16 protein-coding genes are annotated in these 21,097 nt (G+C 45.3%); 10 read left to right on the plus strand and 6 right to left on the minus strand.

The window, feature by feature from the left end:
* Window positions 1–53: 53 nt before the first annotated feature.
* Both ACN6KS_RS08620 and ACN6KS_RS08625 read left to right on the plus strand, forming a co-directional pair.
* Window positions 54–986 (plus strand): AraC family transcriptional regulator, encoded by a 933-nt coding sequence (locus ACN6KS_RS08620; protein ID WP_373455813.1) that lies wholly within the window; start codon window positions 54–56, stop codon window positions 984–986.
* A gap of 118 nt (window positions 987–1,104) precedes the next feature.
* Window positions 1,105–2,610, plus strand: a complete 1,506-nt coding sequence (locus tag ACN6KS_RS08625) for an alpha-glucosidase/alpha-galactosidase (protein ID WP_094870359.1) — start codon at window positions 1,105–1,107, stop codon at window positions 2,608–2,610.
* Window positions 2,611–2,859: 249 nt separating this feature from the next.
* Here ACN6KS_RS08625 and yhbH read toward each other — a convergent pair whose 3' ends face one another.
* The 4 genes from yhbH to ACN6KS_RS08645 all read right to left on the minus strand — a co-directional run bounded on the left by yhbH (window position 2,860) and on the right by ACN6KS_RS08645 (window position 13,423).
* Window positions 2,860–4,023, minus strand: a complete 1,164-nt coding sequence (gene yhbH, locus ACN6KS_RS08630) for a sporulation protein YhbH (protein ID WP_094870413.1) — start codon at window positions 4,021–4,023, stop codon at window positions 2,860–2,862.
* Between the two features lie 220 nt (window positions 4,024–4,243).
* Window positions 4,244–5,929, minus strand: coding sequence for a DUF11 domain-containing protein (locus tag ACN6KS_RS08635; RefSeq protein ID WP_440961801.1), 1,686 nt, complete (start codon window positions 5,927–5,929; stop codon window positions 4,244–4,246).
* Entirely contained in the window at window positions 5,926–12,657 is a 6,732-nt protein-coding gene (locus ACN6KS_RS08640) for a DUF7507 domain-containing protein (RefSeq protein WP_440961802.1), read from the minus strand. Before ACN6KS_RS08640 ends, ACN6KS_RS08635 begins: the two co-directional genes overlap by 4 nt.
* 121 nt (window positions 12,658–12,778) lie before the next feature.
* Window positions 12,779–13,423 carry a methyltransferase domain-containing protein gene (locus tag ACN6KS_RS08645; protein ID WP_440961803.1) on the minus strand — a complete coding sequence of 215 codons (645 nt, stop codon included), beginning with the start codon at window positions 13,421–13,423 and terminating at the stop codon, window positions 12,779–12,781.
* Between the two features lie 204 nt (window positions 13,424–13,627).
* On the opposite strand from ACN6KS_RS08645, the gene ACN6KS_RS08650 reads away from it, so the two are divergent.
* The gene (locus ACN6KS_RS08650) at window positions 13,628–14,095 is read left to right on the plus strand and encodes a hypothetical protein (RefSeq protein WP_440961804.1); all 468 of its coding nucleotides are present in this window, start codon (window positions 13,628–13,630) and stop codon (window positions 14,093–14,095) included.
* A gap of 84 nt (window positions 14,096–14,179) precedes the next feature.
* Here the strand turns inward: ACN6KS_RS08650 and ACN6KS_RS08655 are convergent, their stop codons facing one another.
* Window positions 14,180–14,641: a hypothetical protein gene (locus ACN6KS_RS08655; protein WP_094870364.1), complete on the minus strand. Its 462-nt coding sequence runs from the start codon at window positions 14,639–14,641 to the stop codon at window positions 14,180–14,182.
* 169 nt (window positions 14,642–14,810) lie between these two features.
* On the opposite strand from ACN6KS_RS08655, the gene ACN6KS_RS08660 reads away from it, so the two are divergent.
* Complete coding sequence (locus ACN6KS_RS08660) at window positions 14,811–15,197, plus strand: DUF423 domain-containing protein (RefSeq protein WP_094870365.1); 387 nt, start codon at window positions 14,811–14,813, stop codon at window positions 15,195–15,197.
* Window positions 15,198–15,274: 77 nt separating this feature from the next.
* Here ACN6KS_RS08660 and ACN6KS_RS08665 read toward each other — a convergent pair whose 3' ends face one another.
* Window positions 15,275–15,802 carry a hypothetical protein gene (locus ACN6KS_RS08665; RefSeq protein ID WP_094870366.1) on the minus strand — a complete coding sequence of 176 codons (528 nt, stop codon included), beginning with the start codon at window positions 15,800–15,802 and terminating at the stop codon, window positions 15,275–15,277.
* A 214-nt stretch (window positions 15,803–16,016) separates the two neighbouring features.
* Between ACN6KS_RS08665 and ACN6KS_RS08670 the strand changes: the two genes are divergently transcribed.
* The 6 genes from ACN6KS_RS08670 (at window position 16,017) to sufU (ending at window position 21,091) form a co-directional block, all read left to right on the plus strand.
* Complete coding sequence (locus ACN6KS_RS08670; RefSeq protein WP_094870367.1) at window positions 16,017–16,319, plus strand: YunC family protein; 303 nt, start codon at window positions 16,017–16,019, stop codon at window positions 16,317–16,319.
* Between the two features lie 244 nt (window positions 16,320–16,563).
* Entirely contained in the window at window positions 16,564–17,025 is a 462-nt protein-coding gene (locus ACN6KS_RS08675; RefSeq protein WP_094870368.1) for a Dps family protein, read from the plus strand.
* A 313-nt stretch (window positions 17,026–17,338) separates the two neighbouring features.
* Window positions 17,339–18,121 carry a Fe-S cluster assembly ATPase SufC gene (gene sufC, locus ACN6KS_RS08680; RefSeq protein ID WP_042186351.1) on the plus strand — a complete coding sequence of 261 codons (783 nt, stop codon included), beginning with the start codon at window positions 17,339–17,341 and terminating at the stop codon, window positions 18,119–18,121.
* A 27-nt stretch (window positions 18,122–18,148) separates the two neighbouring features.
* Window positions 18,149–19,450 (plus strand): Fe-S cluster assembly protein SufD, encoded by a 1,302-nt coding sequence (sufD, locus tag ACN6KS_RS08685; RefSeq protein ID WP_042186353.1) that lies wholly within the window; start codon window positions 18,149–18,151, stop codon window positions 19,448–19,450.
* Window positions 19,447–20,673: a cysteine desulfurase gene (locus ACN6KS_RS08690; protein WP_094870369.1), complete on the plus strand. Its 1,227-nt coding sequence runs from the start codon at window positions 19,447–19,449 to the stop codon at window positions 20,671–20,673. The genes sufD and ACN6KS_RS08690 overlap by 4 nt, the downstream gene beginning before the upstream one ends.
* Window positions 20,660–21,091, plus strand: a complete 432-nt coding sequence (sufU, locus tag ACN6KS_RS08695) for a Fe-S cluster assembly sulfur transfer protein SufU (RefSeq protein WP_440961805.1) — start codon at window positions 20,660–20,662, stop codon at window positions 21,089–21,091. The genes ACN6KS_RS08690 and sufU overlap by 14 nt, the downstream gene beginning before the upstream one ends.
* The last annotated feature ends 6 nt before the right edge of the window (window positions 21,092–21,097 follow it).

Raw genomic sequence — 21,097 nt, forward strand, 5'->3', positions numbered from 1 at the left:
AGTTTGGGAGATACACTTGGATTAACATTTTAATAGTAGAAAAGAGTGATCGATTGACAAATTTGCATCTAAGTCTTAGTGGGAGTCTTTTTCAGCAGGCATTAATTGAAGGGGATTATAGTCCTCATTTTTTTGCTTACTATTATAAACAATGGAACAATTACTATATGTCCTACCATCAGCATAATTCAACCGAAATTATGTATTTGATCTCAGGGAGCTGTGTCGTGGATGTTCACCCGAGAGCGGGGCAAGAAGAGAGATTTAGATTAAAACGGGGAGAATTGATCATCCTTGATGCGAATGTTCCGCACAGACTGATTGTCGAGGATGGGGCGCCCTGTAGAATGCTGAATGTGGAGTTTGGATTTACGGAATATACAGGGGTTGCTCCATCTATCGGCAAGCTCGCTCGGAAAGAAGCGGCACTTGCTGAATGGTTAAAGGTTCCCTTTTCCAGTCTAGTCATGCCTGATCCGGAGGAAATTTATCATGTTCTAAAAGGACTTGTACTGGAGCTTGATCAAAGTGGCGGGAAAGGTGGAAGTATGGTCGACTTATTGTTTTGTGAGCTTCTGCTTCGATTATCTAGCTTGCGACAGGATCAGCTTCATGCCAGTCAACAGCCGTCACAGCTCTATGTGCGGCGTAGTATCGAATTCCTGCATCAGAATTACGACCAGAGTATTCAGGTTAAGGATATCGCTGCCGCGGTCAATCTGCATCCCGGATATCTGCATCGTATTTTTAAGTCACATACAGGTAGGACACTCAGTGATTATTTGAATATGCTGCGAATGGAGAAAGCGAAGATGCTGCTGGGGCAAAGTGATATTCCGATTGCTGAAATTGCCGATTATGTAGGAATTAGTAGCAGACAATATTTTCATCTCCTCTTCAAGAAATATACTGACTGCACACCCGTAGAATATCGTAATTCCATTGAGCGTCATGCTTGGAGTTATGAAGAGATGGATGTTCAATAGACAAGTCAGGATTTTTGACACCTTCCTTCAAAAGAGGTCATGATATTGGTTACGCTTTCCCTAGCGCCCCTGCTACAATGGACAGGAACAATCAATTCATTACCGGAGGATGATAAGGATGTCATTTAAAGTGTCTTTTATTGGGGCAGGCAGCATTGGATTTACCCGTGGATTGTTGCGGGACTTACTAACCGTGCCGGAATTTAATCATATTGAAGTCTCGTTTATGGATATTAATAGCCACAACCTGGAGATGGTTACCGAACTGTGCCAACGTGATATTAGAGAGAATGGATTAAATATTCAAATCCAGGCAACGACGGATCGAAGAGAAGCCCTGAAGGATTCCAAGTACGTATTTTGTACTATTCGTATGGGTGGGCTGGAAGCATTTGCTACAGATGTGGATATTCCTTTGAAATACGGCGTTGATCAGTGCGTAGGGGATACCCTTTGTGCAGGAGGCATTATGTATGGTCAGCGCGGGATTGCGGAAATGCTGAATATTTGCCGTGATATTAGGGAGATGGCTGCGCCGGATGTACTCCTGCTTAACTATTCGAATCCTATGGCTATGCTGACTTGGGCTTGCAACAAATACGGCGGTGTACGGACGATTGGTCTGTGTCATGGAGTGCAGCATGGGCATGGGCAAATTGCAGATGTGTATGGGCTGAAGAAGTCAGAAGTCGATATTATCTGTGCGGGTATCAATCACCAGACTTGGTATATTTCAGCGAGTCATCAGGGAAAGGATTTGACCGAAGGTCTTTTAGAAGCTTTTGAGAATCATCCAGAATTCAGTCGCACAGAAAAAGTTCGGATCGACATGCTGCGCCGGTTTGGATATTACAGTACTGAATCCAATGGTCACCTAAGTGAATATGTGCCATGGTACCGTAAACGGAGCGATGAAATTATGGATTGGATCGACCTAGGAAGCTGGATTAACGGAGAGACTGGCGGATATCTACGTGTCTGCACTGAAGGGCGGAATTGGTTCGAAACGGATTTTCCGAATTGGATGAAGGACCCGGCACTGGAGTATACGGTGGAGAATCGTGGAGAAGAGCATGGCTCTTTTATTATTGAAGGATTGGAAACGGGCAGAGTGTACAGAGGTCACTTTAACACTGTGAACAATGGTGTGATCTCTAATTTGCCGGATGATGCGATCATCGAAGCACCGGGGTATGTGGACCGGAACGGGATATCGATGCCGCTTGTGGGAGAATTACCGCTTGGTCTCGCAGCGGTGTGCAACGTTAGTATCTCAGTGCAACGTCTAGCCGTCGAAGCCGCGGTGCATGGCGATGACAAGCTGCTGCGTCAAGCCTTTATGATGGATCCGCTCGTGGGTGCCGTATGTAACCCGAAAGAAATCTGGCAGATGGTCGATGAGATGCTCGTAGCTGGGGAGCAGTGGCTGCCACAATACAGCGAGGCCATTGCAAAAGCGAAGGAGCGCTTAGCTACAGGAAATCTGATTCCAACGAAGACTAATAACGAAGGCGCTGCTCGCCTGAAGGTGAAAACGGTGGAAGAGATGATGCAGGATCGGGATACAGCGAATAGAAATGCCGGTGAGTCTGACAAAGGCAAGGATAGGGAAAAGGCTCATTAGATTGTAGTGGGTGCAGCACACTTGGAAGAAGCGATAACAAAGGCACTGTGAGACGGCTTCAGACAGTTGATTAGAGCTCCTTTATATAAACAACCTCCCCTCCCAAGCACTGGGATGTGGAGGCTGTTTATATGGGTTTCTATCCGATAGCTCCGAACCTTGGAGCCCCCAAGCTGGGTAGAGGAATCCCCAAAATATGAGTATCCCAAAAGTCATGAAATGACTGATGGGATACTCATGTATAGGTGATTATGAAGTTACAGTACCCTTTTGACTGAAGAAGGTCTTTAGCGCCTGGTACACTTCTTTTTTGTCTTTAATGACATAATGCATGAATTGCTCGTGCTTCAGATGACGATAAGCGGACATTAGTGTGCTGCTGCGGTTGTACTGATTCACTTCCCCGTAACCAAACATATTGCTTCGTTTTAGCAATTCTCCAATTAGCTTCACACAACGTTCGTTGTCGGAGGTGAGGTTATCGCCATCAGAGAAGTGAAACGGATAAATGTTGTACTGCGCTGGCGGGTATCGGCTATCGATAATCTCAATCGCTTTTTGATAGGCTGAGGAACAGATGGTTCCCCCACTCTCGCCACGAGTGAAGAAATCATGCTCGCTGACCTCTTTGGCCTCCGTATGGTGGGCGAGAAAGACAATCTCTACCTTCTCATACTGGCGGCGCAGAAAACGGGTCATCCAGAAGAAGAAGCTGCGGGCGCAGTATTTTTCAAAAGATCCCATCGAACCTGACGTATCCATCATCGCAATAATGACCGCATTGGAGTGAGGCGTTCGAATGTCATCCCATGTTTTGTAGCGCAGATCATCAGGACTTATGCTGTGAATGCCGGGATTTCCTCTGCTTGCATTACGCCGAAGATTCTCCAGCAGGGTACGTTTCTTATCGATGTTGGACATCATGCCTTTTTTACGGATATCGTTGAAGATGATGGATTTAACCTCAATCTCTTCCTTATTCTTGGGCTTCAGATGTGGCAACTCCATATCCTGAAACAAGATGTCCTCTAGATCCTCCAGATTGACCTCTGCTTCCACGGTATCTTGACCAGGTTGATCGCCTGCTTTTTCCCCCTTGCCGGGCTGTGCTGACTGTGAATCCCGCCCAAGTACATCGCCGACCTGACTTTCCCCGTCGCCCTGTCCTACATGCTTTTGCTTACGAAAGTTATAAATAATTCGGTACTCATCCAGACTGCGAATCGGAACCTTAACAATCTGCTTACCGCCTGACAAAATAATATTTTCTTCGGTCACGAGATCCGGCAAATTATCCTTAATAGCTTCTCTGACCTTTTGTTGATGACGCTCCTGATCCTGATGGCCTTTGCGATGAAGGGACCAGTCTTCTTTTGAGACTACAAAGGAAAAGGGACCAGATGAATGCGACAGGATGACCACCTCCCATGGAATATAAATGTTAATCGAGGGAACCTTTTGCAAAGCCTCACTTTGTGAGGATGTTTTGAAAATATAAGAAAGTATAGGTTTTACCCTATACATTATCCTTATATTTCTCGAGAAACGGTTATCGTCTTTAGAAGACGACAACGTCGTTTCTTCTTGGGTTGTAACTAAAGTATATTCATGGGGATGGGGGATATGTGATTTCTTATTCGCTGATCTCATCCACGGTCAATGTATAACTGTTCGACTGGCTCTCGCCAGCATATTCACGTCCATCCAAATTGAAAGAATATTGAGCGGTTACTAAGCCTTTAAGGAAACGGATCATTACATGTTCACTTACCCTGACAAAATAATGGATGTTTACAGTAGCAGCACCTTTGACTGTCCCTAGCGACAAGATACCGTTAAATGAAGATTGTGGATTTGGAATTCCGTCAATCACAATACTGCTAGGATCAATAAGACATTCCTCCGGTGATAGCCGATCAAGGGATATTTTTGCTGGCCAATTCCCACTATTCGTTAGGGAGACCCAGCACTGGACATGTTCTCCTTCTTCCACAAGGGTAGGCTTTGCATGAGTTTCGAGAGAAATCACAGGTGTGACGATTAAGGTAGTAACGGTATTGGAACGAGAGGTTTGTCTCACTGTTCGTCCGTCCGGGAGTACAAAAGTATACTGAACACTTCCATGGTTTTGTACAGCTCCGATGGCCTGAATGTTTATAGCTGCGGGGACGCTCACTTGAAAGACTACGACTGCTGAAGTTCCGCCTCTTAAAGTACCAAGCTGAATGCCGTCTGCGGGACGGGCTCCTTTTTGCATGACTCCATTTAACAGAACACTATCCCATACGAAAAGAGTGCCGGGAGGAATAGCATCCGTCAGGATTGCATTTACGGCCAAGTTCCCGCTGTTGCTTACAGTTAGTTCATATCTTAGGTGGTCACCTGGAGCTGCTGTAACATGATCTACTCTCTTGCTGATGGTGACACCTGCCAGAACAAGTGAGACAACGACGGTGTTACTCTCGGTTATAGTGGGATCGTCATCGACGGTATAAATGACAGTTGCCCGATTAGTCAGGTCCAAGGATGGAGGGATCTCAGTCACTCGAACACGAAAAGAAATATCAATACTTAGGTCTTTATCAAGCTGACCGATTCCTATTCCTTGCATAGGATCTGATTCTGGATAATAGACTCCACCTGCAATGACGCTCCCTGGAATGAACACAGCTCCGTTCGGAATAGATATCGTTGCGCTGATTTGATTTAATAGGCTGTTACCTTCGTTCGTGAGCCGTAATGTATAGGTAACTACATCGCCTATAAAAGAGGTCGGAGTGCTTGCGGTCAACGAGGTAGAGAGCTGATACGAAAGCAAAGAAACGAATACGGAATTAGAATATAAATCCCCGTTAATGATCCTTCCCTCCGGTGTAGCAAAAGAAAAACGGCCTAGTGCTTTATTTTGTAGCACAAGCGTAGAAGGCAGTGAGATGATAACGACTTGAAAGGCGATGTTCACCTGACTCTGTGGAGCGATGGAACCTAGCGTTATGCCTGAAGACGGTGTAGCCCCTGGGAGAGGCACACCGTCTCTAAGCACGCTGTTAGAAATAAAGGATACACCCTCTGGAAGAGTGTCGTACACAGTTACCACAGCTTCTGTGTTCCCATTGTTGGAAGCTGTAATGGTATACACTAGAGTGTCACCTAATGAGGCATGGGATTTGTCTGTACTCTTCAGCAATGAAAGCACGGGGCCCACGACCGGGGTGTTAACGGTATTGGAATAGACAATGCCGTCAACACCCGCTGCCGAGTTGAAGAGTACCATAGATTGATTGGTTACGACAGGCTGGGTACGTGAGCCGGGAATCATAACGCTACTACCTGAACCTGGAAGGTGATGGTTGAGGAAGCACCAGCAGCAATCGTTCCGATGGCAATACCGGAAGCCGGGCTGCCATTAGGTCGTGGGGTTCCGTCTACAGTGATGCTGCCTGTTACAAACTGGCTGCCTGCTGGGATAGGGTCAACCATGATGACGTTATTCACAGGTGAAATTCCCAAATTGGTAACAACAATTGTATAAGTGATGATGTCGCCGACCACAGCATCTACAGAGGAAGTGCTCTTAACGACACTCACATCCGGAGAAGAAACAGGGATAATTAAGACGTTCGAAACTGAAGTTCCGGTGAGTAGACGACCATCTGGTGGTGTGAACGAGAACGTTGATGAAGCTTGATTGACTAACTGCTGCGGTGACGGAAGAGAAGCTACTGTAACCTGAAGGGTTATGGTCACTGTTATTGTGCTTCCCGGAGCAACTGCTCCAATATTTAATCCAGTAGACGGGTCGGATCCTGGTTGCGGCACTCCGTTAACAAGTACGCTATTTGGAACAAAGATAGCTCCGCTAGGAATCGTATCAGTTATGACTACATTTGCTGTGAGATTACCAGTATTCGTTACATTCAGGGAGTACGTAATCGTATCTCCGACAGTTGCAGCAGTTCTATCCGCACCTTTGATAACAACGATGATAGGCTGATAAACCGGAATAACAAGCGTATTAGAGAATGAAGATCCTGAGAATGCCCCAGATGTGAAGCTTACGGAAGCTTGGTCGGTTAACGTAGCAGGATTAGGCAGCACATTGACGATAGTGTTGAACGAGATATTGACTGAAACGCCCGGTGCAATGGTGCCGAGTGAGATGCCATTCGCAGGATTGGCATTAAGATGTGGAATACCATCAACGAGCACACTCCCCGTGACAAATGTAGATCCAGCCGGTATTGGATCACTAATATTTACGTTGTTGATGTTGGCTATTCCACTATTGGTAACCGTCATGTTGTAAGTAATAGTATCGCCAACAACGGCATCTGTAGCTGGTGAAGACTTAGTTACGATGACATTTGGTGAAGATACGGAAATCGATGTCGAATTGGAATTGATCGAACTGTTAAATGTCCGACCATCAGGCAAGGTGTAAGCAAAGGCTACGGAAGCTTGGTTTATCAGCTGCTGGCTTGCTGGCAGTGTTGTAATGAGTACTGAGAACATGACAGACAGTGTTGCACCTGCGGATATTACACCAAGTGGAATGCCAGCTGCAGGATCTGCTCCTGGAGCTGGAGCGCCTTGAATAAGTACGCTATTAGGCACAAAAGTCGTTCCGGAAGGGATGGTATCACTTAGAGTAGCTAAAGCCCCGTAATTCCCTGTATTGGTTACGTTAATTGTATAGGTTATGGTATCTCCGACGGTCGCTTGAACTGTATTGGAGCTTTTTGCTGCGGCTAGAATCGGTAAATAAATAGGCGTTGATACAATGTTAGAAAAGGCTACATTAGAGAGTACTCCTGAGGTGAAGCTAACGGTTGACTGGTTATTTAGTAGACCTGAAGGCGGCAATGAGACTGTGTTCACCGTGAAGGCTACAGTTACGGTTACACCTGGTGCGATACTGCCTAAGGTTACCCCCGTGGCAGGGCTGCCCCCCGCACGAGGCACACCATTAACAAGAACACTGCCGGATACAAATGTAGTACCCGCAGGAAGGGCATCCGTGAAGACGGCGTTATTCACCGTTTCAATTCCGTTATTGGTAATCGTAACCGTATAGGTAATCGTATCACCCACCGTTGTTGATGTGGTAGGTGTAGATTTTACTACGGCCAGATTTGGTGAAGAGATAGGGATAGTAATTGTATTGGATAGGACGGAACTACCAAGTGTGCGGCCGTCAGGCAAAGTGAAGCTATAGGCTACGGTACCCTGATTGACCAACTGCTGAGGATTGGGCAGTGAGGTGATATCAACAGTGAATATTACTGCAGTAGTGGCACCGGGTGCAATAACTCCAGCTGGAATCCCCGTAGATGGATCCGCTTGCGCTAAGGGGAGTCCATTAATGAGTACACTATTCGGAACGAAGGTAGTACCCGCAGGAATATTGTCCGTAATGATTAAGCTTGCCGGATAGTTCCCTGTGTTGCTCACGGTCAGGGTGTAGCTAACAGCGTCACCTGTTGTAGCGTTATTCGTACTTGCTGTTTTGACGACCGAGATGTTCGGCTGGTACACAGGAATGGTAACTGTATTGGAGAAAGTCGAACCGGAAAAAACACCTGATGTAAAGGTTACAGATGCCTTATTGATAAGTGAAGCAGTAGGAGGAACAGAGGTCACGATAACACTGTATGCAACTAGAGTCGAAGCTCCAGGCGCTAGGGTACCAATTGATATCCCCGAAGAAGGGTTCAGGTTTGGAAAAGGCACTCCATTCACGGATACGCTCCCTGTTACAAAAGCAGCACCGGTTGGTGTTGGATCATTAAGTATTACGCTATTGACAGCTTCTATACCGCTATTTGTAATATTTACGTTGTAAGTGACCGTATCTCCGATCGCTACGGAAGTTGAGGTGGAGCTTTTGACAACGACGATATTAGGAGCTGAGACTTGTAGTGTGACTGTATTAGATACAGCAGTTCCGCTTAAAGGTCTACCGTCAGGAGGGGTAAAGGTAAAGCTTGCAGAAGCTTGATTGCTGATTTGTTGTGGTGATGGCAGCGTCACGATATTAACTGAGAAGCTAACAGGGATACTGGTCCCCGGTGCCACACTGCCTACAGCTATACCGGTATCGGGCGCTGCACCTGGCTGCGGCATGCCTCCTACAATAACACTGTTAGGATTAAAGACAGTTCCAACAGGAATGTTATCGGTTAAAGTTACATTTGCAGCAAGATTACCTGTATTACTTACAACCACCGTGTAGATGACTGTATCACCTACAACCAGTGCATCCCCATCTCCATCGACTGCACTTTTTAATAAGGAAATCTGTGGTTGAGTGACTGGTGTGCTAGTAATGTTAGATGAAGAAGAACCGGAGAATACACCGGATGTAAAACTGACGGATGACTGATTATTAATCTGTGATGGTATCGGCATCGTTATCCTCACCTCGAATGTTACGGTAGCTGTGCCGCCTGGACCCAGACTACCGATTGGAATGCCGGCGGACGGAACTGCTAGCGGCTGGGTAATGCCGCCTACAATTACGGTTCCGGGAATAAAAGCTGCATTCTCAGGCAGGGGATCGCTGAGAATGATGTTGCTAACTGTAGCAATACTGTTGTTCGTCAATACAGAGGTGAATGTAAGGATGTCACCTGTAACGGCGTCAGTAGCATTCACGCTTTTAATGACACTGACGTTAGGGGCAGAAACAGGGACAGAGAGCGTATTCGACACTACAGTTCCTCCAAGTTGACGCCCATCTGGGAGGGTGTAGCTAAATGTTGCTGAAGCGGAGTTTAGCAACACCTGTGTAGGTGGTAATGCAGTTATCGTGACCAGAAAGCTTACGGACACACTGTCACCTGGTGCCAATGGGCCTACAGGAATGCCGGTTACAGGATTGTAGCCGGGTAAAGGTGTTCCACCTATGATTACACTATTAGCGTTAAATACAGCTTGGGGTGGAAGCGTATCAGTCAATAGTAGTGTGGTTGCAATATTTCCTGTATTGCTAATGAGGATCGAGTAAGACAAAGATCCCCCAACGGATGCCTGAGCTGTATTCGCGCTTTTGACCATACTAATGATCGGTTGATAAACAGGAGTTACTACTGTATTCGAGAGTGAGGAACCGGTAAAGGCACCGGAGGTGAAAGAAGCGCTGGCTCTGTTTGCAAACTGTGCTGGATTTGGTAAAGAAGAAACGTTCACTTTAAAAGAAAGTGTTGTAGAGTTGCCTGCAGCGATACTACTAATAGATATTCCTGTATTTGGATTTGCGGCTGGCACCGATGAGCCGCCAACAATAACGCTACCTGCTACAAAGGTGCCTCCAGTAGGAATGGGGTCAGAGACGACGATGTTACTCACAGCTACGCTACTTGTGTTGGACACTGTGATTGTGTAAGTCAGATTCTCTCCGACTGCGACATCTGCAACGCTTGCGGTTTTACTTAGCGTAACATTAGGGGCAGAGACAGGGATGCTGACGGTGTTTGATTGGCTAGTTCCGGATAAGGATCTGCCGCTTGGTAATTGGTAGGTGTAACTGCTACTGGCTAGATTGTTCAGAACAGGTGGTGAAGGAAGAGATTGGACAGTGACTAGAAATGTTACGGGCACAACAGTTCCTAAGGCCACTGTACCTAGATTAATGCCTGTAAGTGGAGAATCTGTTGGTCGTGCGACTCCGTTTACAGTTACACTACCCGATACAAAGGTAGCCCCTGAGGGAATATTGTCGGTTAAGGTTACAGCAGCTCCAATATTTCCAGAATTCTGAACATTTAATGTATAAAGAACATTGCCACCTACGGTTGCACTAGCGGTGTTGGAGCTTTTAACAATTTGAATGCTGGGTTGATATACTGGAGTCGTAGTCGTGTTGGAAAGCGAAATACCAATAAAAGCACCTGAACTGTAGGATGCTGTAGATTTGTTTAATAGCTGTGCTGGACTAGGCAATGAGATAACATTGACCTGAAAGGTGACGGTAACCGAACTCCCTGCAGCGATTGAACCAACAGTAATGCCTGTTCCTGGATTTGCAGAGGGTTGAGACGTCCCTGCAACTGTAACACTTCCCGAAACCAGCGAAGTCCCTGTGGGTATGGTGTCTGTAAGGATGACATTAGTAACTGCTTCGATCCCGTTGTTAGTGATAACGGAGGTATAAAGAAGTGTATCGCCAACAGCGACATCAGCAAATCCTGCGCTTTTGACCACGGCAACATTGGGGAGTCCAACTGGAATAGACAAAGTATTGGATGAGGCTGATCCAGCTATAATTCGCCCATCTGGAACCTGAAAGGTATAAGCGGCGCTTGCTTGGTCGACCAGTTGCGGTGGAGATGGAAGGCTGTTGACTAAGACACGAAATTGAACAGTAGAGCTGCCTCCAGCAGCGATCGTCCCAATAGCAATTCCTGTAGCTGGATTTCCAGCGACAGGAGATCCATTGACGGTAAAGCTACCCGCAACATAAGAGCTCCCCGTAGGAATATTATCCGTAACTGTTGTTAGCGCACCGATATTACCAGTGTTGGTGATTTGAAGTGTATAGGTAATTTGATCTCCGACGGTCGCATTTGCAGTATTTGCTGATTTTACAATGTTAAGGATGGGCGAATATACGGGTAAAGTTACCGTATTGGATGGAATGACCCCCGTCATGATAGAACCGCCAGCTACACTTTGAAATGTAAAAGCAGCATTTGCGGTGTTAGCGATATTCTGCGGACTTGGTGGTAATGAAGTGACTTTAGCTTGATATGTAACCGTTATTGAAGTGCTCAGAGCCAAGGACCCCAAAGAGATTCCTGCTGTAATGTCAAAGGTGGGCCTTGCGACGCCGGCCACTACAACGCTTCCGGTGACAAAGGTCGATCCTGCTGGCAGCGCATCTGATAAAACGACGCTAGCCGCACTTGCTGTTCCAGTATTACTGACGATTACAGTGTAAGTTACCGTATCTCCGACAATCGGACCGGACACATTGGCACTTTTAGTAACGTTTATTTTAGGTGCATTAATATCTACTTGTATGGCATTTCCATTAAGTACATAAGCATCACCGGAGGTAGTTAATTGTAAAATCGCTGAAGACTGATTATTTGCAAGTCTGGCTGATACGTCGACATTAGTAATGTCCCAGCCTTGTCGGCCACCGATGATGTTGGTGCCGGGATTTCCGTTTGTTTGATTGCGATTTCCGAATGTTCCAGTGGTATCCAGTACACCTAGATCGTTGTTAATCTGTGAAGCGAAGAAGTTGTTGGCAAAGTTATTGGGTCCTGATAAAGCTACGAGCGTTGTTGATGTAGGCCCGAATAATGCCTGGTCTCCCGAACGGTTCGCATCACCCTCCTGTGCGCTAAATAGTGCCCTACCTCCAAGTGCACCTGTAATTGGAGTTGCAAAGCCTGTTATTGTAGTAGAGACTGGTGCTGAAGTTGCCTGTACAAGTATTGCACCTGCCCGTAAGGACATATTACGGAAGGGCAAGGATGTATTTTGATAGATTACACCAAGTGTCCAGCCCGCATGGTTAGCTGTGGAATCACTAGGAATAACGATCGTGCCAACTACACCACCAGTGGTGTAGGTTCCGGCACCGCCTTGTGAAATAATACTGGTGACATTAGCAGAACGAACATATGCAGATGCGCCATTTCCTAAATCAACAGTATTACTAGTTGCTGCATCGGGAGTTATGCTGAACGTACTCCCGGCAGGATTTATCAAAGAGACAGGGTTGTTTATTGCTGCACTGAGGTTTACGGTTCCATTGATATAGGTTCCGCCCCATATCAGCTCTGCATATAGCACAGTGCTGCCTGATGGCAGGACCAGTATAGCGGATGAACTGTTGCTCGTATAAAGACTTGTAGTTCCATTGGGATAGGTGCCAAAAATAGATGTAGTGTTAACAGAGGTGAAACCGCCGATGCTGTCTAGTGTCCCTGGCACTCCGACCGTATCGGAGCGACTAAGTCCAAGTGTGTTGCCCGTAAATGTGATAGCACCGGTCGCATTGATCGTTGCCCGTACGACTAGTGGAATGATTCTCACCTCCTTCGAGGTTAATTTGCTTTTAAAAAAGTGAACCGTCCCATAATCAGGACGGCAAAGTTAATACCTGTATGTTAGCCTATGATGTAATTCGGGTATAATTGTATGTCCCATCAATAAATTATAGGAAATTTTGTCTATCGTGTGATTTTAGCCTGCGTTTCATAAGAACACGGGGTTCAGCGTAATGCCCTCTACTCATCATTTCCAGCTCATGAATAGAAATTTCTGCCTTGATTACGGTGAAATGGTACATGATCTCATGCACAACATTGGCTTGAAGCGTCTTTAGTATTTCTAGTTCTTCTGTTTCATAAAGTGGATCTTCATAAGGGTATTGATAGAAAAGCTCCATCCGCATTAACCGAAAATCGAACGGCGGCACAGGGATTGGATAGTCAGGAATCGATGGGCATACTGGACCGGACGGGGGCTGAAAAAAGGATCCTGTGAAATACCTCGGAGTATATTCATCAAACTTCTGCTTAAAGGAAGGATTGGACATATGAACAAAACTGTGGGCATACGGGGCCAGAATACAAACAATGGCTTTGTGGATGCAAATTCTGTGAATTTCTGACATAGCCGCGGATAAATCGTCGATATAGGGTAGTACACGACTAGCCATTACAAACTCAGCGGTATTGTCCGGTAAAGGGATGCCTTGGCTCATGTCACAGACAATATCCACCTCGGGATACGCGATACGATCGATCCCGAGATAACCTGCTTCTTTACTGGATCCGCAGCCGATATCGATTCTCAAGGGGACCACTCCTTAGGGATAAATCAGGCTCAACACTATTGTATTAATCTCGCTTCAGCCTGCATCCGGCGGATGCCTATTAAAAAATGGAAGTTATTAAAAAGTAATGTATTATGAAACCTTAGCAGAGTTGAAAACGTTTATAGAGTAGGCTTGTCAAAATGACTTTGAAAATAACCGCTAAACATAGAGGAGGCAATCACCATGAAAAAACAACGTTCCTTACCCGCCATAGCTGCAATAGCAGCATTAACACTAGCCCTAACCGCTTGCGGCGCTACTAATAATTCGGCACAGCCGTCTGCAGAACCAACTGCAACAGCTTCTCCAGTACCAACAGAGGAGAGCACAAGCACACCCGTACCTACAGAAAGTACGAGTACAACTGCACCCACAGAGAATCCTAGTACTCCAGCGCCCAAACCTACTACAAATCCAGAAGCCGAAATTCTTAAAGGAACAGGCGTTTACGTCGGACAAATAGATAGTCATTCTGTTGAGATTGAGACCAAAGAAGGTCCTACGGCTTTTGAGATCACAGCTGGTATGGAGAGCGTTCTTGAGAAGTTAAATACGGATGATGCTGTAGTTTTTGAATATGTAGAAAAAGCAGTGGATGGCGATGCTACAGTTAAACAGCGGATCCTTTCGAAACTATCCCTTGCAAAATAAAGAACTTTATCATTTAGGAATAATAAAAGGGCTGCCCTGATTAATTCAGGAACAGCCCTTTTATTATGGAATCTGATAGAAACGTTATAACGTCCCGGCATTGACTAAGAAAATAGTAATAAGCAACATAAAGAGTAAGAGAATCACACCATTAATGATTGTGCCTATGATACCGAACACTTTACGTCTCTTCCGGATGGAAAGTCCAATAATGCCGATGACAACACCAATTACATTAAGAGCTGAAAGAATAATAACAGTCATTCCAAGAAGCATGATGGACTGCGAGGATTCGGCTAGTAGATTCGAGTTCTCGTTAACCATGGAAGATGCCTTCATAATAATGAAGATGAAGAGAGCTGCATAACCCATTATGGTCACGAGGCTGATGATGAAAGAAGCAATACCAGGTCCAGAGTGTTGTAGATCATGATCTGCTTTCTGGTACGAAGACGACGAACCAGCACTTGGTTGGCTCAGATCAGGTTGGGTATTTCCTACCTCTGCTGTAGGCGCGTCAGATTTTGAGAGAGAATTAAGGTTCATAGGTTGCACTCCTTGAGAGATAAGAATGAAATGTTGTTTATATCCACTTTTTCATATTGATGCTAAAAAAGCAACCCCTGATTGTGGCTAATTCGTAAATGGCTGCTGGAAAAAGCAACCGTTAATCGTTTATGATAGAAGAAGTCTAATATTAAGGAGTTGTAATCGCATGCAACGGAAACTTATGGCCTGGGGGGCTGTGCTAGCAATGCTGGCAGTAGGAATAGGCGCTTTTGGCGCTCATTTATTAAAACCTGTTATTAGCGAAGAATATATGAAGGTATATGAGACGGGTGTACAGTATCATTTGGTACATGCGCTGGGTGTAATTCTGATAGCGCTGGCTGTGGGTCAATGGGGAGAAAGCACCCGGTTACGCTGGGCAGGAAGGCTATTAATAGCAGGCACGATTTTGTTCTCGGGCAGCTTGTATGTACTGAGTATTTCCGGGATTAAGGTGCTTGGAGCGATTACACCTATTGGTGGTGTATGCTTCATAGCAGGCTGGTTATGTTTGGCTGTGGAAGCATTCTCACGCAGCAAAGAGGCATCCTAAGCGATCAAATTACAGAAGTTGATAAATAAGCATCCGTTCCTTATAGGGGCGGATGCTTATTTATGTAACGTATACGTTTACAGAAATTCGTCGATCTCATTTAAATTAAAGCTGTATACCTGTTTCTCATCCACGTGATAGACACTAATTGAGTTGGCTGCTTCATCAAAATTTAAAATACGACAGGGCATGGACACTTGTTTTCCGTACCGATTCGCTCGTAAACGTACTAATTGGTTGTTCTGAATATACTGTCGAATTTTCCCGTATGCATCAGCTGGTGTCTCAATAGCTGACTGCTGTGCAGGCAATTCTGCCTGTTTATCTATCGGTTTATCGAGCTGCTTTTTAGCGGTCTTTGGAGGCAGCTTAAATGAAGTGGGAGGAGCAGAGCTTTGATTCAAGGCTAGTTTGGCAGAACGAAGCAAGCTGTCAATGGTTCTCCCTAATTCAAGACCGGAGTTAATGTTGAAATCTGTGATTTTGTCATTATTGTTCAACATTTCAAGCAGATATTGCAATGCAAGCGGGTTGGTACGGGCATTAATCAGGATGTCGACATTAAATAAATAGTTGCCGTCTGTGTGTTGTAGTTTCTCGTCCATAGATCCCCCAGCTTTTCGTTTGAACATTTCTTTACAATTATAAGAATGTAAATAAACTATAACATTAAACAAGTAATAATCATATACCTGACACTAGAGAAAATGGGACCAAGGTACTGTGTTTTTACGAAAAGCCTAGGACTACCAACTGCACATCAGCAGGGGGTGAAGCATACATATACATCGTGGTTGGTGAATAAAGGAGGTGCTGCTATTGGTTACTATGGAGCCCATTATCGTAGGTGAACATACGCTGATCGGGGTAGAGGTTAAGCTTCCGAAAACAACGCTGCTCTCAATCAGCACAAGCCGAGGGTATATTATGTGTGGTGCGCTGGATGTTGGTTTGCTCAATGAAAAGCTCAGTGATCGGAATATTATCGCAGCCAGGGCGGTTGGTGTACGTACGCTGTCTCAGCTGTTAGCTGCCCCATTGGAGTCGGTTACCATTGAAGCGGAGCGTCTAGGTATCGTACCCGGCATGACGGGTGCGGATGCATTACTTCTTATGGTCTGACTGAACCATCTTACAAAATCCAAAACACAAGAGGCCAATGGCCTCTTGTGTTTTTTTGGCAAGAATCACAAATTGAACATTATAGAGAGCGTCTCTAGTGTGAATAATTGAAACAGAGATTTTATGGAAGGGTACTTCTTGTTTCGTCTTACATGCTAAGGGGTAAATTAAGAATAGACAAGTTGCTGCCGGACGAAGGATTAAGCAGCCCGGTAAATATAAAGGATAAGGATGGGATCATCTCATGGCTAAAGCATCTAATAAAGTAAATACAACTTCATTGGAACAAATTATGAATCGTCAGGTTGCTAACTTGAATGTACTGTACGTTAAAATCCATAATTTTCATTGGTACGTAAAAGGAGAACAATTCTTCTCTCTTCACGTGAAATTTGAGGATCTATATAATGAAGTGACGCTGCAAATGGATGAAGTTGCAGAGCGTCTGCTAAGCATCAAGGGAAGTCCCGCTGCGACGATGAAAGAATATCTGGAATTGGCAACGATTCAAGAAGCTACGGGTAAAGAGGATACACGCGGAATGGTCCAGTCTCTGATTGAAGACTTCGCTACTATTTCTGAAGAGTTGACAGAAGGCATTGAGCTTGCTGAGGAAATTAAGGATCAGCCAACCTCCGACATGTTTATTAAAATTCGTGGTGATCTTGAGAAACATCAATGGATGCTGCGTTCCTTTCTTAGCTAAACGATAAAGCGCATGAAATAAGGCTTCCTGCGGGAGGTCTTATTTTTTGCGTTAACCTGATCATCATTGTGTGGTACTTGGAGTCAACGCTAATAATAGCGAAATTATGCGGTACATCATAGGCAAAATAAAAAGAGATATTTGTAAAAAAACAAGCTTTGTTATAAAATTGTTGAGAATCATTGATAATCATTGTGATTCAATTTATAATAATTATAATGTGATATAGAATCTAATTGTGCTGGGAATCAGGATCATCCTGTTTCAATACAACTTTTGATTTCGCAAATCGATCAATGGAGGGAATAATATTATGGCAGCAGATTTTGTCATTGAGGGACTTAAAGCGACGATTGAGGGAAAAGAGATTTTGAAGGGGATTAACCTTCAAATGAAAGGTGGCGAAATTCACGCCATCATGGGACCAAACGGTACAGGTAAAAGTACCTTGGCGTCAGCTCTTATGGGTCACCCTAAATATGAAGTGACTGAAGGAACAGCAACACTTGAAGGTGAAGATCTTCTGGAGATGGCAGTTGATGAACGCGCACGTGCAGGTCTTTTCCTTGCTATGCAATACCCAAGTGAAATTTCTGGAGTAACAAACTCCGATTTCTTGCGCTCTGCCATTAATGCCCGTCGTGAAGAGGGAAGCGAAATTTCTTTGATTCGTTTTATCCGTCTTATGGAAGCGAAGATGAAGGAACTGGACATGAATCCTGAGTTCCTACACCGTTACCTGAACGAAGGCTTCTCCGGTGGTGAGAAGAAACGTAACGAAATTCTACAAATGATGATGCTAGATCCAAAAATCGTGATTCTGGACGAAATTGACTCTGGTCTTGATATTGATGCTTTGAAAATTGTTGCCGAAGGCGTAAACTCCATGCGGAGTGAAGATCGCGGTTTCCTGGTTATTACCCACTATCAACGTCTCTTGAACTACATCAAGCCTGATTTTGTACATGTTATGATGCAGGGCAGAATTGTGAAATCCGGTGGTCCTGAGCTTGCACAACGTCTGGAAGCAGAAGGCTACGAATGGATTAAAGAAGAACTTGGAATTGAAGACGAAACAGTAGGGCAAGACGCGTAAGAAACGCCAGGAAGGAGGAGAACACTTATGACGACACAGACCATTCTTCCGGTGGATGCCGAGCGCTTGAGCGAATTATCGCATAGTAGCGGCGAACCGGGTTGGCTGAAAGAAAGCCGCTTGAAAGCACTAGAACTGGCAGCTACTCTGACACTGCCTAAATTAGAGAAGACACGGATTGATCGTTGGAATGTGAACAATTATGGTAGCTACAAAGCAAGCGAAACTATTGCTTCACTGAAGGATGCACCTGCTTCCATTTCCTCCTTGATCAAGGATCAGGAAGAAGGCAGTCTGATTATTCAACGTAACTCTGGTGCAGTATATACACGACTAGCTCCTGAACTTGCAGCACAAGGTGTTATTTTTACTGACCTGCAAACGGCTGTTAAAGAGCACGGAGATTTGGTGCAACGTTACCTGCATAAGGCGATTCAGCCTGACGAGCATTCTATCGCTGCGCTTCATGCAGCACTATGGAACGGGGGAGTCTTCCTCTATGTTCCTAAGAATGTAGTGGTTGAAACTCCACTTCAGGCGGTGCTGTTAACAGATGATGCGGAAGCTTCATTTGTTCCTCACATTCTGATTGTAGCGGATACTAACAGCTCCCTGACATATGTAGACAACTACGTGTCGGATAAAGAGGAAGCTGGCTTGCACAATGGTGCTGTAGAAGTATTCGTGGGTGCAGGTGCTAAAGTACGTTATGCTACAGTGCATCAGCTGGGCGTGGATACAACAGATGTGACTTACCGCCGCGCTGTTGTTGAGAATGACGGAACGATCGAATGGATTGTTGGAGAGATGAACTATGGTGATACAGCAAGTGATACCAAGTCTGTGCTTAAAGGTAATGGCTCTAGCTCGGATGCTAAAGTAATTGCTGTGGGTACGGGATCACAGAAACTGAATTACACTACTCAAGCTCAGCATTTCGGCAAAAATACCCCAAGTGACATGATCACGCGTGCGGTTATGCGTGATAATGCGACTTCTATCATCAACGGAATTACCAAGATCGAGAAAGGTGCTACAAGAGCCGACGGTCAGCAAACGGAGAAAGTATTGATGCTGAGTCCAAAAGCCCGTGGTGACGCCAATCCGATCCTGCTGATTGATGAAGATGATGTTACAGCAGGCCATGCCGCTTCCGTAGGACAGGTCAATCACGAGCAAGTCTTTTACCTGATGTCCCGCGGAATTACACGGCATGATGCAGAAACTCTGATCATCTATGGCTTCTTGGCTCCTGTTGTGTCGCAAATTCCACTAGAGGGACTGCGCAATCAGCTCCAATCTCTTGTGGAAAGGAAGTTAGGTCAATGATTAGCAATGCCATCCGGGAGCAATTTCCCATACTGAACCAGAATGTGAACGGACATCCACTGGTCTATCTGGACAGTGCTGCTACTTCACAGAAGCCTCGTCAAGTGATTGAGGCGGTCAAGTCGTATTATGAGTGGGATAACGCCAACGTACACCGTGGCGTCCATACTCTAGGCAGCCGTGCAACAGATGCCTACGAGGGAGCCCGGGAGAAGCTAGCTAAGTTTATTAACGCCCGCAGCACTAAAGAAATCATCTTTACGCGCGGCACAACCACTGCCCTAAATCTTGTTGCCTCTTCTTACGGGCCATCTGCAGTGGGTGAAGGCGATGAAATTGTCATCACCCTGATGGAGCATCATAGTAATTTGATCCCTTGGCAGCAGCTAGCTAAGAAGACAGGTGCTACTTTAAAATATATACCGTTGCAACCTGACGGAACGATTACGCTTCAAGATGCTGAGAAGACGATTACGGATAAAACTAAGATCGTTGCTATCGCTTATGTATCTAATGTTATGGGAGTAACTCATCCGATTAAAGAGCTTGCGGCAATTGCTCATCGTAACGGTGCGGTAATTGTCGTAGACGGCGCACAGAGCACACCTCATATGAAGGTTGATATGCAGGATCTGGATTGTGATTTCTATGCACTTTCCGGACATAAAATGCTAGCACCGACTGGAATTGGAGCTTTGTACGGCAAAAGAGCACTTTTGGAAGCTATGGAGCCTGTTGAGTTCGGTGGCGAAATGATTGATGATGTCGGTCTCTACGAATCGACATGGAAGGAACTCCCTTGGAAGTTCGAGGGAGGCACACCGATCATTGCGGGTGCTGTTGGATTAGGTGCGGCAGTAGATTTCTTGCAAGAAATCGGCATGGATGCGATTCACAGCCATGAGAAGCAGCTTGCAGCATACGCAGAGCAACGTCTATCTGAAATAGATGGTTTAACTATTTATGGTCCTCGCAATCGTGAGGTTGGCGTTGTCACCTTTAATCTGGGTGACGTTCACCCGCATGATGTCGCTACAGTACTAGATGCGGAGGGTATTGCCATCCGTGCTGGTCATCACTGCTGTCAGCCGCTGATGCGCTGGCTGGAAGCCAGTTCAACAGCACGTGCGAGCTTTTACCTGTATAACACCGAGCAGGATGTAGATCGACTGGTGGACGCTTTAATCAAGACAAAGGAGTACTTCGGCTATGAACTTGGATGACTTGTACAGACGCGTAATTATGGATCATTATAAAAGTCCTCGGAATCGTGGTTCATTTGAAGATGATGCTCTGAAAATTGAACTGAATAACCCAACTTGTGGTGACCGTATTACACTTCAGCTTAAGGTAGAGGATGGAATCGTAAAAGATGCCCGTTATAACGGTGAAGGTTGTTCGATCAGTATGTCATCGGCTTCGATGATGACTGAGGCGATCAAAGGACAAACGGTTGAACGTGCGCTTGAACTAGCTGATAACTTCTCCTTACTGATGAAGGGTGAAGTTGTGGATTTTGGAGAGTATGAAGATATCGAAGCCCTATCGGGTGTGAATAAATTTCCTGCGCGGATCAAATGCGCAACACTGGCTTGGAACGCACTTCGTAAAGGAATTGACGAAGAAGAGCAACATAAATAATAGTAG

This window comes from Paenibacillus nitricinens, assembly GCF_052056485.1.
Taxonomy (GTDB): domain Bacteria; phylum Bacillota; class Bacilli; order Paenibacillales; family Paenibacillaceae; genus Paenibacillus_AQ; species Paenibacillus_AQ nitricinens.